The following is a 14,319-nucleotide window of genomic DNA, read 5'->3' on the forward strand; positions in this document are numbered from 1 at the left end:
AGAAAAGGGGCCGACCAAGCTTTCCAACGGTCCCAAGTGACCTTCAGGCTTTCGGTCCGGCCCCCCTGGGCAAGTTAGCAATTCCGTACCCAGTTTGCGACGTCCCGAACGAGGAAACGCTGCACCATTAAAGATACAAGCAGGCTTTCTGATTTGTGATCCCTCAAGGGGTCGAGAAAGCAATCCCGGATGCGTTGGCAAGAACGTCAGGCACCGGCCAATCCAAGAAGGAACCATCCCATGTTCGCAGGAACCCTCACCCGCAATGTCGAGACCGCAGCCGCTCAGTACACCGGCATGATCCACGGGACGCGCTTTGACATCGCCATCCAGTTGGAGGCGCGGGCCAAGATGTCCGAACGCAGCCCGAATTTTGACGTGACGGCAGTCAACAAAACAGGCCGCAAGGTGCGCATCGGCACGGCCTGGAACGAGACCGGCAATACCAGCGGCAACCCCTACATCTCGATGCAGATTGATGTCGGCTTGGGCCCGTTCCGGGTCAACGCAGTGCAGACGAAAGAGGCGCGTGCGGCCCAAAGCGGGGCGTTCGAGATCATCCCGCTGGTCTCGAACGGCCTGATGAAATCCGGCTCGATCTCGGGCGAGCTCACCGCCATGGACGCCGACAACGCCTTCACCGGCTACATCGCCAACATGATGTTCGATCTGGAGTTCATGCTGATCGAGAACAGCTATAAATCCGAGGAGACCCACCCCGATTACCGGATCGAGGTCAGCTCGCCCCGGGGCACACCGATCCGCGTCGGCTCGGCCTGGATGGCCAAAAGCAACCGCACGGGCAATAACTACCTGTCGCTGCTGATCAACACGCCTGATGGCGACCTGCGCGTCAACGCCGTGCAGAACGAAGAGCAGCGCGGCGGGCAGACCTTCTCGATCATCCCGTTCATCGACAGCGGTGAGCAGCCGCAGGACGCAGGCGCGGGGCTCTCGCTGGTCGCCTAATCGGCGCGCGAGGGGGAGACGATCTGAACCGAAAGGGGAGCCGTGGGACCACGGTTCCCCTTTTTCTTATCTCGATGTAGCAGCGAGACATATCGTACGATACTTGGGACGACACTATCCATATCCTACCAGAGGTTGAGATCTACATCAATTCCAGGATGCTACGCTGCAGCTTGGCAAATGAGTCACTCGCTGTGGTCACTGGGTGTTGGGTCAATTGAACTCGCACATCGCTGCGCAGCGCGTGATCTCAGGGGATTCCTTTCGTGCGGCACTATGGTCTTCTCTCACTTGCTGTTTTTAGTGTGACGTGGTCAGTCCCACATTAAGGTGGGCCGAGAAAGATGTTGCGGAAAAGGCCCGAAGACGCGTTTTACGTATTATAGAAACGCTTTAGATCGCGTCGCTTGCTCAGTTGTTGCGGTCGGTATGGTTTGACCTTTCCGAATTGAGCGACCGCGGTCGCCTGCATGCGTTCTTGTACGGATGGGTGGAGAGGGAAATCGTCGCCGACTTCTCGGATTCCTTTTTTCCATGGAATGCTGACTGGTCCGAACGCCAAGATCGCGTCCTCGCGGTGCTGCAGGCCCAAAGGGTCAGGAGCGCGGTTAAGGTAATTTTCGTTGATTTTGATTGAAGGCACACACTCCTTTAACTCATCCACCATCCAGTCTAGGGCGATATCACTGAGACGGGATTCGGCCTCGGGGTAGCTGCCACCGATGTCGCTGTGACAACCCGGGAACCAGACCTGCTTGAGCCAAGCCGGTTCTCGGTTCTTGGTCTCTATAGCGGCTTTTTTGGACGCCCATCCAACTCGCGGGAAGTCTGCGCGGTCTTCATCGATCGCCATGGCGTGGCGGGCGTGGTTTACGTCGGGATCCAGCCACATGTCGTAGTTGCGCTTGTTCCAAGCGGCGAAATGCCCTGTCTTCAGAATCTGTGGCCAGTCTGTAGGGCGCAATATCTTCAATTTGCGACCAGGATCATCCGAGAAATACTTGAAATTATCGATCAGAAGTGAGCCGAGTTGCCAAACAAGCGCTGCGAGCAAGGCGCCGAGCGGGATGACAAGAAGCAATGACCATCCCAGCACGATTCCGGCAAGAAAGGCGGCACCGACTGTGAACGTCACTCCCCAGACAAGTGCGCGCACGACCGCAGTCCGCAGTGACGCCACCGTATCGAACACTCCGATGAAGGTTGGCTGAATATTGCCCTGATTGTCGTCGCCCTCGAGGGGAGCACTCGAATACTTCTCGCGAAATCTGTGACCGAGCTCTTCGCGATGCTTGAAGTACGGGTTCTGTCCGCGAGGCTTTCCGGCACCGTAGTTATAAACGAACTTCACCGCATCCTTGGCGATCTTGCGTAAACCGGGTCCGTGACGCGGGACGGGTTTGCCATCGGGCATTTGTGTCGGGATACCGCAGAGGTTCATGACATTCGCTAGTGCCCTGACCGTGTACGCCCCGCGCGAGAAGCCGAATAGCAGCACACGGTCACCGGGCTCATAATGGGCGATGATCTGTTCATAGCAATCGATGATATTGTGATCGATGCCGGTGCCGACTGCGCTTTCAAGGATAGGTTTGATGCGGCCAAAGAGTCCCCCGCTTTCGCCCGTGCCCAGCCCAGGATCGTAAAAGGTGACTTGATCCTTTGGGCTAATTGGTGAGTCTGGGCCGGGACGCATGGCGCGATACATCTTGTAGACGTTCGAAAGGCGTTGGTCCGGCCTAGACCCGCCCATTTGCCCGGTCCCATCGGAAAAAATACAGATATTCTTTGTCATTTTTTACCTTTTTCCTTCAGCCTGATTGACTTCTGTCTGTTTAGGCCGTCCGCCGGATCGCTTTAGCGAGAGTGGAAGAAAACAGTCTATCTCGTCAGCTGTGAAGCTCATGTCTTCCATCTCCTTCAGCCGTCTTTGGGCCTCCTCGTAGGCTTTTCCGTCAGTCTGAGGTGCCCCTTCATAGAGGGCAGCAAGTATGGCCTGTAGCTCGTCCCGACGCTCAACTGCGACTTCATGTGACAGTCTCGGCAGATCTGTTAGCAGTGAGAGGTAGCATTCTCGGACGTTCCAGAGCTTCGCGGCTGCGTCACGATGTTTTTGGGCGATCGCACCGGGATCGAAGTTCTTCAGATAGGCCGCAACAAATAGCGTCATAAATGAAATGCCGACAGTCGCGACCTCGACCCATAATTCTTCTCCCACCACGACTCCGATCGCCCCTGCGCTCGTCAGTGCTGAAAGGGTGATTTGCAAAACCTTGTACCTGCGAAGTGTATCGGCAGAGCGATCGGCCATACGTTCGTGGGTTTTGTGGGTATAGACCACCCGTCCGAAGCATTCACGGACCTGATCCTCGAACGCGATATCGTAATCAGGCGGCATAGTCTTCATCCTCGGCATCTCTCACACGGATCGGGACGTGGATGTTGTCACGCGCAACGACCACGCCTCGGCTGACCGCGTAGCATTCTACGAGGTGATCTCCGCGGAAGTTTGTGGTCTCTCGGCGCTCACCGCGACCTTCGTCGCGCACGATCTGTCCCCGGATCACGTCTCGACGCTCGGCTTCTTCGCCACGGTTCAAGACCTTCCAAAACAACTCGGTATCATCGGGAAGATCGGTTGCATCCGCGATGAAGAATCGAAGGCTCTTTTTCGGCAGCAGGACGCCATGCCGCTCCAATAGGTCCCGAAGCATTCCCGGACGGAATCCATCCTGCGTCACTTCGCAGTTGATACGAAGATGGTATCGAATATCGACCGGAAATCTGTCTTCGACAAACTGCTCAGTGTTCTTGAAGACATGCGCGAATGCGGCAGCCTCTCCCGCTGCACTCTTTGCCGGTGCTGGGTAGGCGTTCCCGAACACATCCCGCCATTTTTGGCGCTCGTTCTTCTGTCCGCTCGCATCGATGGCTTTCAGACATAAATCGTATGCCTTCTTCGCCTTCCGCTCGAACCGCTTCTTGACGCGGACGCGTTGGCGACTGCCAAGCGCTGCATACTCGGATTGCTTGGGCTGATCAGCCAGGAATTCGAAGAAATCTCGGCACATGTAGTCGTAGTAGTGGAAGCTCTTGGTATCGTATTCGTCGGTCGACTCGAGGAAGTTGTAGGCGAGAGTGTCGATCAGAAGGCCGCCCATGGCGACGCCGTGCTTGTTCTTCCAGGCGCGCGCCATCTTGCACAAGCGGCGAAGGTTCCGGTTCTTGCGCTCATTGGCTTCTCTCATTTCATCGAGTTCAGCCTGCGGCTTGGTATTTTTCCACGACCCACCGTTTGCGGTGTCAGGGTACTTGTAGCTCCCATCAGCTAGCTTGAAGGCCGGCATCACTTCGATGTGGAAATCATTGTAAAGCACCCGGACAACCAAACGATCCACCTTGACGGTCGTCGAAGGGTATCGCCGCTTGATCGCAGCCTTGGCATCGTGAAGAAGCCGATACTGGCCCCCATCCTTGTAGCTATCCCACTTCCCGGCAGGCATGATGTAGATCATGTCCAAGTCGGAAATGCCCTTGATCGCCGTCCAACGGCCATAGGAGCCAACTTGAAGGCTGTTCGCCGTTTTCGACTCTGTGTCGCGAAACTCCTTGTTAAGGGAAGCAGTGACTTCGCCGTATCGCAAGGCAATCGTCGCGGCATTATCGATCTTGATGTTATCGAGAAAGGTCTTGAAGTCTTCAGAGATGCCCATTGAAGCCTCGCGTTTTTGCCGGTTCAGCGCCTCTTAGGCCGGTGCGGCGGTTTACAAATTTGCCTTTCTTTCGGCTTCCGGTTATAAGTTAGGGACAAAAGGCCGCGCTTTCAAGCGTTGTAGTTTACAAAATATCAATCATATGGGTGGAATGTAAACCACCCACTGGGAGGACGTTATGATTGGCAAGCGACTCAAAGGAGCCCGAGCGGCATCTGGCCTCTCGCTCCGTGCACTTTCCGATGCCATGAAGAACAAGGTATCCGCTCAAGCCATAGGCAAGTACGAGCGCAATGAAGACATGCCCGGATCGGGCGTGCTGCTAAGTCTTGCCCGAGCACTCGACGTCTCTGTGGATTTCCTGCTCAGCGATGACGAGCTTGAGTTGGAGGGCGTGGAGTTTCGCAAGTCAGCCAGCTCGTCAGCCAAGGAGATCGCGACGATCGAAGCCAAAACGCTCAATATGGTTGAAAAGTACCTAGCTATCGAAAGCCTGCTGAATCTTTCGAGTCAGGAATGGGATGCCCCGCACGAAGCGCCCTACTGGGTGGCCGATGTTCGTGATGCCGAGGACGCGGCTCGCAACATGCGTGCTTCCTGGCAACTGGGTCACGACCCGATTCCAATGCTTGCCGAACTCTTAGAGGAGCACGGTATCAAGGTGTTGTCTTTGGACGTTGATCGAGTTGATGGGCTTGCGGCGAAAGTCCGTCGAAAAGAGCATCACTCCGCGCGGGTGATCATGATCAAGAAGAAGACCTGGTCTGAGCGGAAGCGCTTCAGTTTAGCTCATGAATTGGGCCACATGGTTCTTAAAGTCGCCGAAGGATGCGATTCAGAACGCGCCGCAAATCGATTTGCTGGTGCATTCCTCGTTCCGGCAGAAGTGCTACGGCAGGAGATTGGTGCCCGCAGAACGGACATAAGCATTGGTGAGCTCATTAGTCTGAAGGATCGGTTTGGCGTCAGCATTCAAGCGCTGACGTATCGATGCAAGGATTTGGACATCATCAACCAGGCAACATTTGCGCGTCTGTTCAAGGTCTATAAGCAACGAGGTTGGCGCGATGAGCCGTTCGAGGAGCCAAATTCCATTCCTTGGGAACGAGAAGAACCGGACCGCTTTCAGAGGTTGTGTTTTCGTGCCCTGTCCGAGGGGTTGATTGGGTTGTCTCGCGCAGCTGAGCTTCTCGAAATACGAGTAAAAGAACTGGAAGAACGGTTGGACCACATGGCATAGTGCATATGTGCAAGTTCTTGTTTCTGATACCTCCGTCCTGATCGACATTGAAAGAGCCTCGCTGACGGCGAGACTCTTTGATCTCCCCTATGATTTTGTTGTCCCAGATATTCTTTATGAAGCGGAACTCCTCGACTGGATGGGTCCTGATCTGATCGATCTGGGACTGAGAGTAGAAGAGCTCACGCCAGAAGAAACAGCACGCGCGACAGAGCTGAAGCGGGCGAAAGCTATGTTATCGACGCCAGATGTCTTTGCATTTTGCTTGGCGGCTGGAAGGGATTGGGTTCTCCTTACCGGAGACGGTGCGCTCAGGGCTGAGGCAGAGCGCCAAGAAATCGCGATGCACGGCGTCTTGTGGGTGTTCGATGAGATGGAACGTCACGAGGTTTGTTCGACCGCCCTCCTCAAGTCGGGTCTCGAGGCGGTTCGTGATCATCCGAGATGCAGACTTCCCATTAGGGAAATCAATAGGCGCCTTGCGAGATACTAATTTGTTTATTCGGCTTGCTGGAAGGAAATTGTTGCGAAGCTCTTCTTCGCTTTAGCCTTGCGGCCTCCCCAGCTCGGCTTCGCGTGTCGCAGGGGAGAACGGCCCTTCGGTCCGTCGCGCATTCGGCCATGCGGCCTCACCGCGGCGTCGCACCCGGCATCCCGGTTTGCCCGCCTCGCGAGCACGTCCCTCCCCGGCCGCTCCGCCGGATTGCGCTCAGGTCTGTTTTGCGGGGCAAAACGATCCCGCCGCTTCATCCGTCTCCCGCGTCCGGTCGGGCCGTTTGCCTGCTCGGGTCGGGCAAACCTACCGTCGAAACACACACACATGAGTGCGGAAGCATATCCTCCGGATGGCCCCCAAATCAGCCCGCGTCAAGGATCGAAAAACTTTTCGGCGAGGGCGGCGCGGTTGGGGAGGGCGGTCCCGTGCGCGAGCGCGCGCATGTGTCGGGTGCTGCGCCTGGAAAACTTTTGCGCCCGGCAAGCCGGCGGCTGCGCCGTCCCTGACCCGGGCAGATTCGGAAACCAGGCATTCGGCCATGCCCCCACACTCACGTGGTGGCCTTGGAACCGAACACTGGAGACCAGACATGGCTAACGACACCGCAAACACCTACGAGACCATCGAGCTTTTCGGACTGACCGAAAAGGACGCGCAGCTTCCGATCCCCGAGGATCACGTCCTGACCGACCGCATCATCCGCGAGAGCTTCGAGGCTTTGCTCGGCCAGCTGCGCGGGACCGGGCTTGAAGCTGAAATCGAACCGCTGGCCCATGGGCTCGCCACGATCCTGCAGCGCCGCAAGGTGGCGCTTGGCAAGGAGGTCGACCGCACCGCCGACAAGATCGGCGCGCTGGCAAAATCCCACGACGGATCGGAGATCGCCGAGACCGCGCTCGAAGAGGCGCAAGCGCGCTTTGTGCAGCTGCGCGAGATCGTCGGCGCCATCGAGGTAATGAGCGAGGCGGCGGCGGAATGCTACGAGGTCGAAACGGGCCACGCCTTCATCCCGGCAGCCGGGTCGCGCGCAAGCGTCCGGGCGCAGGAGACCGGGGCGGTCTTCGAGGCGCGGCAGCTCCTGGAGCAGCACGACCGTGAAACCGCCGAGAAGTCGAAAGTCGAGGGGGTGCCCCTGATCGTCTCAGGCGCCACCGACTGGACCGATGTCGATGTGATCTTCAACACGCTCGACAAGGTTCGCGAACGGATCAAGCAGAACCGCAATCAGGAGATCTTCCTCTGTCATAAGGGTGGCAAGCACGGGGCGGAGATGATTGCGGCTCGGTGGGCCCGGGCACGCGGGATAGCACAGGCGCGCTTCGATCCGCGCTGGTCCGCGCATGGGCGGGCGGCACCGTTCAAGTGCAACGATGAGATGCTGGACGACAAGTTCGCGGCGACGGGGGTTGTTCTCTTCGGTGGCAACGGGGTCGCGCTGAACCTCGGGCAGAAGGCGGAAGCGAAAGGCCTGACGGTCATGCGGGTTGCGGACCCGGCGAAGAAGGTGTCGCAGGATTGAAGAGAGGGGGTCGCGCTTGGCGCGGCCCTTTCGTCATGTCTCATGGCGCGTGTGGTCGGTCACGCGTGATCGGCAGCTCACGGCGTCCAGCACCGTCATCCCTCTACCCAGCCCGTCAGAGTGCGGCCCATCCGCATCGGTACGGGCTGGGGATGGTGCGCACCTCGCACATCGTCAGCAGCGCAAGGCCGAGGGGTCGAGACGTCGCACATGAGGCTGAAGACCTGCACGTCCCTCGGGGCGTGTTTCGGAACATCGCATCCACGCGGGCGGGCTCCGTCAGCACCCCGGCCAGGCTCGGCGGGACGCGGACGCGGATGGTGGCAGCTGCGTGATGGCAAGGGTCATCCGGATCACTCCTTTTTGCTCATAGATGTGGATCGCACGGGGTCGGCCCAATCGTGCCCTCAGCTAACGCTTCGGCAAGCACAAATACGGCTTCCACGGCGGAGCCGCGGACCCTCCGCATTTGCGCTTGCGACCGGGCCTCTTGCCCCCGTGCCGGGTGATCCCCATCGCAACAAGGAGTAACCCAAATGACCAACCACTACGTCGCCACCGTCCCCGTCAAGTTCACCGATACCGATGGCCAGGAGCGCACCCGTTTTCAGCGCGTGGGCGCGATGTTCCGCAACACCCGCAACGGGGACGGCTCGGGGTTCTTCAGCCTCAAGCTCGACTTCCCGGTCGCGGTCTCGGAGCTGGTGATGTTCCCGCCGAGCGCGAAAGATCCCCAGGACTAAATCCTCTGACGAGGATGGGCCGCCCCAGGATGATCTTGGGGCGGCCCGATCCCTGTTCCAGGGATGCCGGTCCCTGCGCGTTCAACGGACGCACTCTCCCCGGAATGATCAGGCCGCGACAGACCGGCCAGTCAGCCTCAAGGGGGCCATCCACAAAAACCTATCGGCCAGGGCCTCCCGGTTTTTGCGGCAGAGATTTGGGGACCCAAATCTGGCCCTCCTTGACCCTGCCTGTCCGCCCTGTCGGTGGGGTTTGCGCCCGCCCGCGGTTCCGTCCGAACACATGCGTGTTCGGCCAGACCCTCGGGCGGTGCTGGGGAAGGGGACCTCCGAAGCTGGAGGCTGTGCTGGTGGTGAGGGGGCAGGCCCGCGTCCCTGCGGGCCGCGGCGTGAAGCGGACACCAAGGCTGCCTGAAACCGAATGCGACGTAAGTATATAATTGACAGCTAGGTATATTATCGTAAGGTAGGGGCAGCCTTGGTGGAAGGTGGCAGGAAATAGGGGGTCTTTCTTCGCATGTCGCGCTCAAAACGTCTCACAGATGCGGACCGCATGGAGATCGTTCGCAAAGCTGCGGAAGGCGTTTCCACGTCTGTGCTGGCGGAACGGTTTGGCGTGTCGGTGCGGGCGATCCAGTACACGCTCAAAGCCGATGCCGAGCGCCAGACGGATGCCGCGATCCCGGTCTCAGCGGTCAGTGTGAAGGTCACGGCTGCGGAGCTTGAGGCACTCGACGAGGTGTTGGCGAAGGCGGGGATCGAGAGCCGGGCCGAGGGGCTGCGGCGGCTCATTCAGGCGGCAGGAGGGGTGTTCGTTCCGGACGCGCAGACGGCAGCAGAGATGGCGCGCTACCGCGCCTCGCTGCACGAGGTCGGCAATGGGGTCGCGCAGATCGCCAAACAGATGACGCAGGCCAACCGGCGGGGGCTGGGGGCCGTGGGGGGCACGAGTGCCGAGTTCACCGAATTGCGCCTTGCGCAGATGCGCGGGCTGGCGCGGTTCATTCTGGATTCCGCGGACGAGATCGATCTGCTTCTGCGCCGCCGTCGAGAGGCAATGCAGCTGCAGGCCACGGCCGCGCTGAGGGAGTTTGCCCATGCGGCTGAATGACGCCGTCCATGCCGTCACGGGCGAGGTCTTCCGGGATGGCTGGAGCCGCGTCCGGGGCTCGATGCAAGGGCTGCACGTGGCCAAGCAGACCCAGCTTACCCGCGCGGCAGCAGGGCACCGGCCGGCGGTCTTCAAGGCGATCCGGGGTGGGGGTACGCATACCAAATCGCAGCTTGCAAACCAGCTCGATTACCTCACCACCAAGTCCACCCATATCGTGGACAGTAGCGGTTTTCTGGATGGCAAGGCTAAGCTTGAGGCGGGCGACATCAAGGACCTGACAGAGCGCTTTGCCAAGCGGTGGGATGCGGGCTTCAAACCCAAGCTGGGCCAGACCACCCACATGCTCATGTCCTTCCCCATCGGCACGCGGGGCGAGGATGTGCGCGACATCGCGACGGACGTGGCCGAGCGGTTCTTCCAGACCGACGAAGGGCATTTCGACTACATCATCGCGGTGCATGAGGACCGCGATCACCCCCATGCGCATCTGGTGCTGAACCGCCGCTCGCAAGAAGGCGAGTTCTTCTTTCTGGGGCGCAACCACCGCTTCAACTATGACGACTTCCGCCTCGCCATGGTCGAGGAGGCGGAAAAGTACGGTGTGCGTCTGGAAGCCACGCGGCGGGTGGATCGCGGCGTCGTGCATTACCCAGCCCGCACAAGCGAGGTTTATGCCGCGAAAGACGAGGGTCGCGCGCCCCGCGAGCGCGAACGCTTGGGGGCCGACCTGACTCGGACGCTGGCGGAGATCGCCAACACCAGAACCGTCTACCATTCGCTTGCTGCAGAGGCCTCCCGGGAGGCCCGGGAAGACATCGCCGCGGCACTCTTCCGCGCGGGCGAGGTGCTGGCGCGCGGCGGGCAGGTGGACCGAACAGGAGATGTGTATATGGCCGAGGATCAAAGCTTCGAGGATCTGAGAAGCCTCTATGCGGAGAAGCTCGCACGGGTGCAGGGCATGATCGCCGAGAAGTCCGACGCGGAACGTCCCGTGCTGGAAAAACGCCTCATCGAGATCCAGACGCAGGTCCAGCACATGCAGCCTCTCGGTTTGCGATCATCCACGCTGTCAGAGACCCCCTCGGAGGGCGGGATCTATTCCGAGGCCAATATCGACGCCAGCCAGCGCGAGCGACTGGCCGAGCCCGACCTGAGATCGCGCATTGGCGCGGCACTACACGGCACCGGGATCAGCACATCGGAAGTGGTGGCCCGGATCGAGACGGGCGCCTCAAATGCAGCGCTCGAGCATCAATGGATCGCCAATGATCTCTCCAAAGTGGCCGAAGCGCGGGATCTCAACCTCGAGCGCCGCGCCGATCTGGAACAGGCGCGCGACATTCTCAACGATGTGCATGTCGCGCTTGGTACGCTTTTGGAACGGGAGAACGTGCTGCGCCGGGATGGCGTCATGGAAGCGGAACCGGTCAGCGAGCATTTCCATTATAATGAGGGCGCGGTGCGGGCGATGGAAGGGACAATCCGTCAGGAGATGCGCGCAGACGGCCTGACAGCGCAGCAGATCGAGGACCGGGACTGGGAGGTTGTCTCACGGGCGGAGCGCCGGATCGAGACGGAGCAGCGCGCATATCTCGAGGCACACCCAGATCTGCTCGCACGCCCTGGCGATGTGATCGACCGGTCTGAGCCCTACAGGGAGACCATCACCGATGCGGCCCGCGCCAGCGAGATCACCAGCGAGGTCGACCGCATCATGGAGGGACGCGACCTCCGCACGCCCGTTGCGGATGCAGTCACGGATGACTTGCGAGCGCGCTATCCGGACATGCCGTCCCATCTCGCCCGTGGGCTCGGTGCAACCTATGCAGCCGTCGTCGAGATACGGGACACAGAGGCCATCAATCAGGTTCGCCGCGAAAACGAGATGCGCGACGGGCTCGGGGTTGGCACCCGCGACGACATCCTCGCAACCCGCGATGAAACTGCGCCGCAGTCTGTCCGTGTTGACCGCCTTGCAGACGAGATTGCGCGTGTCCTGGAGCATGAGCGGGCGGGGGAGTTGTCCGCGCCCTTCGAGACCGAGGCGGAGCGGGACGCCTTCCGCGACGAGATCGCGCGGGTGCTGGATGACCGCCAATTGGGCCGGCTCACATCCGGCGATGCCGATGCGCTGGACAAGGTTCTCGACGACCGCCTCGACCGGCTCTATGTCGCCAAGGTTTATCTTCAATCCGATGCCGCGACGGCCAATACTGAGGCCTTGCGCCAGGTGGTCGATGATCTTGCCGACGCCGAGTATGAAAAACACCGCGCGACAGACGTGGATGGCGAGACCGAGCGGGGTCAGGTCCATTGAGCGCCTCCATGGGAAAGGCGCGGATCGCAACAGGGGTCTTGCTGGTAACGCTGGTGACCGGGGCCATGGGCTATACCATCGCCTCGGCGGTGCTGACCTACCAGGATCTCGGCTTCGGGGCCGAGATCGATTTTGCCTATATCGCGCAGAATTATCTGGCGATCCTCGATCGCCGCCCGGAGGATGCCCAACTCATCCACCTGATTATCGGCAGCTTCGCCGCCGCCGGCCTGATGCTGAGCCTCGCCCTCTCGGGGTCCGCCCTGACACGCTTTGGCCAGACCCATTGGCAGACTGCGCGCGAGATGAAGGCCAACGGCTTTTTCGGGGCGCCTGGCACCGGGTTTATCCTCGGCAAGCTGGGGCCGCCGGGCTCCCGGGCCAACTACATCTGCTCGAAGGTCTTCCCCCACGCGCTGATCGTGGCACCCACGGGCCGTGGCAAGACCACGGGCTTTGTCATCCCGAACCTGCTGACCTGGCAAGGCTCCGCCGTGACGCTCGATGTGAAGGGCGAGTGTTTTGAGGCCACGGCCCGGCACCGCGCCGCCCAAGGCGACAAGGTCTATCGCTTTGCCCCCACCGATTGGGAGGGTAAGCGCACGCATCGCTACAACCCGCTCCTGCGCATCTATCAACTGAAAGATCCCGCGCGCCAGCAGATGGAACTGCAGCTCCTGGCGACGCTGTTCCTGCAGAGCGACAATGACCGGGTGCAGGGCCTCCTCAAGGGCGGGATCGATCTCTTCGTGGCGGCAGGGCTCTTGGCCTTCCAGCGCAAGCGTCCGACCTTGGGCGAGATCTACCGCATCGCGGCCTCGGGCGGGAACAAGCAGAAGGAGTATTTCGCGCGGGGCCATGAGGTCGACAACAGGGCGGCCAAGCTGATCTTCACGCGGCTTGCCTCAACCAACAACGATACGCTGACCTCTTACGTCTCGCTCCTGATGACCTCGGGGCTCGACCAATGGCAGAACCCGGCCATCGATGAGGCGACAAGCAGCTCGGATTTTGATTTCCGGACGATCCGCAAGAAGCCCTTCTCGGTCTATCTTGTCGTCCAGCCGCTGATGGTGAAGCCGCTGGCGCCGCTGATCCGGCTCGTCTTCTCCGATCTCCTCTCCGCGATGCAGGAAAAGGACCCAGGGCCAGATGAGCCCTGGCCCGTGATGATCATGCTCGACGAGTTCAATCGCCTCGGAAAAATGCCGATCGTGGTCGAGAGCATCGAGACCCTGCGCACCTATCGCGGGCATTTGGCTGTGGTCACGCAAACCATCCCCGCCCTCGATGAAATCTACGGCGAGAACACCCGCCGCGCCCTGCAGGGCAACGCGGGCGTGAAGCTCTACCTGACGCCTTCTGATGAGAAGACCGTCGAAGAGCTGAGCAAGGCGGTTGGCAAGACCACGAAGACCGTCATCACGCGCTCCCAGTCCATCGGCAAGAACCCCTTTGAAGGACGCAGCCAGTCCACCCGGACCGAAGAAAGCTCTCTCCTGCCCGAGGATGAGGCGCGCCGCCTGCCGCTCGACGAGATCGTCATGGTGATCGATGCCCAGATGCCGGTCCGCGCGAAGCGGATCCAATATTTTGACGATCGGCTGTTCAAGGCGATCCACGCGGCGCAGACGGGGGAGTTGCCGTTTCCGGAACCGGGGGGAGGGGGGCCGCGGGGCAATCTCCCGTTGAGCGTGCGCGCCATGCCGATGACTCCGCCTTCGAACGGACCAGGAGGGTCTGACGCCGTTGTGGAGACCGCACACCAAGATGCTGGCAGCCAAACGTCAAAGCAAACCGACGTCGCTCCAAAAAAGACCGCGCCTGTCGTTCAAACCGTTATCGCCGAGGAACAGCGCCAGATGGAGATGGATTTTGGAAGCCAGGTCGCCGATGCAGAGGCAGCGAGCGTAGCTGATGAGGCGCAGATGCGCTCTGCAGTCGATGGCTTGGAGGACATGGAAGCGATGCTGCGAGAGGAGGATGGTGAAAGGCTGGTTGCGCGATAGGGTGGCGGGCATGGCGACCTGCGCGTAGCTTCCGTAACGCTGAATGTCACAAACGATGGATATCGGTGAAAAACGCGCCCTGCCAGATGTTGTGTTCCGGGCTTCTGATTTTCCTTGATATCTATCTAACCGGATGATTCAATTACCTTATTGGATCGGAGGGCTTTGTTATGATGGGTCGAGTTCAGGAACAGGGGCT

11 protein-coding genes are annotated in these 14,319 nt (G+C 60.1%); 8 read left to right on the forward strand and 3 right to left on the reverse strand.

The features are described 5' to 3' along the window. Positions 1–240 precede the first annotated feature (240 nt). A complete protein-coding gene (locus AC13DE_RS00605; protein WP_483046689.1) occupies positions 241–969 on the forward strand; it encodes a DUF736 family protein in 729 nt (242 codons plus the stop codon). A 373-nt stretch (positions 970–1,342) separates the two neighbouring features. Here the strand turns inward: AC13DE_RS00605 and AC13DE_RS00610 are convergent, their stop codons facing one another. Genes AC13DE_RS00610 through AC13DE_RS00620 form a run of 3 tightly spaced genes read right to left on the reverse strand, consistent with a single transcriptional unit; the run spans position 1,343 to position 4,682 of the window. Further along, positions 1,343–2,764, reverse strand: a complete 1,422-nt coding sequence (locus tag AC13DE_RS00610) for a phospholipase effector Tle1 domain-containing protein (RefSeq protein ID WP_394390129.1) — start codon at positions 2,762–2,764, stop codon at positions 1,343–1,345. Positions 2,765–2,767: 3 nt separating this feature from the next. Beyond that, a complete protein-coding gene (locus tag AC13DE_RS00615) occupies positions 2,768–3,367 on the reverse strand; it encodes an SLATT domain-containing protein (RefSeq protein WP_394390126.1) in 600 nt (199 codons plus the stop codon). Then, complete coding sequence (locus tag AC13DE_RS00620; RefSeq protein WP_394390124.1) at positions 3,357–4,682, reverse strand: SMODS domain-containing nucleotidyltransferase; 1,326 nt, start codon at positions 4,680–4,682, stop codon at positions 3,357–3,359. Before AC13DE_RS00620 ends, AC13DE_RS00615 begins: the two co-directional genes overlap by 11 nt. A gap of 178 nt (positions 4,683–4,860) precedes the next feature. On the opposite strand from AC13DE_RS00620, the gene AC13DE_RS00625 reads away from it, so the two are divergent. The 7 genes from AC13DE_RS00625 (at position 4,861) to AC13DE_RS00655 (ending at position 14,120) form a co-directional block, all read left to right on the forward strand. After that, positions 4,861–5,922 carry a helix-turn-helix domain-containing protein gene (locus tag AC13DE_RS00625; protein WP_483046690.1) on the forward strand — a complete coding sequence of 354 codons (1,062 nt, stop codon included), beginning with the start codon at positions 4,861–4,863 and terminating at the stop codon, positions 5,920–5,922. Between the two features lie 7 nt (positions 5,923–5,929). Then, a complete protein-coding gene (locus AC13DE_RS00630; RefSeq protein ID WP_309747971.1) occupies positions 5,930–6,415 on the forward strand; it encodes a PIN domain-containing protein in 486 nt (161 codons plus the stop codon). A 592-nt stretch (positions 6,416–7,007) separates the two neighbouring features. Further along, the gene (locus AC13DE_RS00635; protein ID WP_483046691.1) at positions 7,008–7,937 is read left to right on the forward strand and encodes a DUF2493 domain-containing protein; all 930 of its coding nucleotides are present in this window, start codon (positions 7,008–7,010) and stop codon (positions 7,935–7,937) included. A 536-nt stretch (positions 7,938–8,473) separates the two neighbouring features. After that, positions 8,474–8,680 (forward strand): hypothetical protein, encoded by a 207-nt coding sequence (locus AC13DE_RS00640; RefSeq protein WP_295039796.1) that lies wholly within the window; start codon positions 8,474–8,476, stop codon positions 8,678–8,680. Positions 8,681–9,197: 517 nt separating this feature from the next. Beyond that, entirely contained in the window at positions 9,198–9,791 is a 594-nt protein-coding gene (locus tag AC13DE_RS00645; protein ID WP_047998114.1) for a helix-turn-helix domain-containing protein, read from the forward strand. Then, positions 9,778–12,111: a relaxase/mobilization nuclease domain-containing protein gene (locus AC13DE_RS00650; protein WP_483046692.1), complete on the forward strand. Its 2,334-nt coding sequence runs from the start codon at positions 9,778–9,780 to the stop codon at positions 12,109–12,111. The genes AC13DE_RS00645 and AC13DE_RS00650 overlap by 14 nt, the downstream gene beginning before the upstream one ends. Positions 12,112–12,119: 8 nt before the next feature. Beyond that, the gene (locus AC13DE_RS00655) at positions 12,120–14,120 is read left to right on the forward strand and encodes a type IV secretory system conjugative DNA transfer family protein (protein ID WP_483046693.1); all 2,001 of its coding nucleotides are present in this window, start codon (positions 12,120–12,122) and stop codon (positions 14,118–14,120) included. Positions 14,121–14,319 lie beyond the last annotated feature (199 nt).

This window comes from Sulfitobacter sp. L-8 (assembly GCF_056859255.1).